The sequence below is a fragment of the Thioclava sp. L04-15 genome, assembly GCF_002020275.1.
GTDB lineage: Bacteria > Pseudomonadota > Alphaproteobacteria > Rhodobacterales > Rhodobacteraceae > Thioclava > Thioclava marina.
On the sequence record NZ_MPZW01000027.1, the window covers coordinates 1 to 1,282 of the forward strand.

The 1,282-nt window shown below is 63.3% G+C and carries 1 protein-coding gene and 1 other annotated feature; the gene reads left to right on the forward strand.

Annotation, left to right across the window (positions count from 1 at the left end; translation table 11 throughout):
• Positions 1 to 53 precede the first annotated feature (53 nt).
• Positions 54 to 1,282, forward strand: a protein-coding gene (locus BMI90_RS18445) for an IS3 family transposase (RefSeq protein WP_146671363.1) whose coding sequence is annotated in 2 segments (ribosomal slippage) — positions 54 to 342 and positions 342 to 1,282 — 1,230 coding nt in all. Because the reading frame shifts where the segments join, the coding sequence is not laid out codon by codon here.
• Positions 335 to 451, forward strand: a sequence feature (AL1L pseudoknot). It overlaps the preceding gene by 117 nt.

Sequence of the window (1,282 nt, forward strand, 5' to 3'; positions counted from 1 at the left end):
TGAACCGCCCCATGTTTGCCGGAGGCTCCAACTCCTGAGTAGGATGGAGCATCATGAGCAAGACGACGAACAAGTTTTCTCCCGAACTGCGCGAGCGTGCCGTGCGGATGGTCCTGGATCACGAGGGCCAGCATGGCTCTCGCTGGCAAGCGATCGTTTCGATCTCGGCGAAGATCGGCTGTGCTGCGAACACGCTCAATGAGTGGGTCAAGCGGGCCGAGGTCGACAGCGGCCAGCGGGCGGGCATTCCGACCGAGATGGCCGACCGACTGAAGGCGTTAGAGCGGGAGAACCGGGAGCTGCGCCAGGCGAACGAAATCCTTCGTAAGGCATCGGCGTATTTTGCGATGGCGGAGCTCGACCGCCGGTCGAAGTGATGGTCGGGTTCATCGACGATCATCGGGAGGCGCACGGGGTCGAGCCGATCTGCAGGGTTCTGCCGATCGCCCCATCCACCTACTACGATCACCTGGCGAAGCGGGCCGATCCGGCACGATTGTCGGATCGTGCCCGGCGGGACGCGGCGCTGCGGCCCGAGATCGAGCGCGTCTTCGAGGAGAACTGGCGTGTCTATGGGGTGCGCAAGGTCTGGCGGCAACTGGATCGTGAAGGCTTCTCTGTCGCCCGTTGCACCGTGGCCCGGCTGATGAAGGGGCTGGGGCTTCAGGGCATCATTAGGGGCAAGCCTCACAGGACGACGATTCCCGACAAGAAGGCCCCATGCCCGCTGGACAAGGTGAACCGGCAGTTCCGCGTGCCCGCGCCGAACATGCTCTGGGTCAGCGATTTCACTTACGTCGCCACCTGGAGGGGGTTTGTTTATGTTGCTTTCGTCATCGACGCCTACGCGCGCCGCATCGTTGGCTGGCGGGCGAGCCAAACAGCGCAGGCAGGCTTCGTTCTCGATGCCCTCGAACAGGCTGTCCACGATCGCCGCCCAGCCAAGGGCGCGGGGCTCGTCCACCATTCCGACCGCGGGTCGCAATACCTGTCGATCAAATACACCGAGAGGCTAGGCGAGGCCGGCATCGAACCTTCCGTCGGCAGTGTCGGCGATAGCTACGACAACGCCCTGGCGGAGACGATCAACGGTCTCTTCAAGGCCGAGGTCATCCACCGCCGTGGCCCATGGCGCAACTTCGAAGCCGTCGAATATGCCACCCTCGAATGGGTCGACTGGTTCAACAACCGCCGCCTGCTCGAGCCGATCGGGAACATCCCGCCGGCGGAAGCAGAGGCAAACTTCTACGCCGCTCTGGAAACTGAAGACATGGCCGCGTAA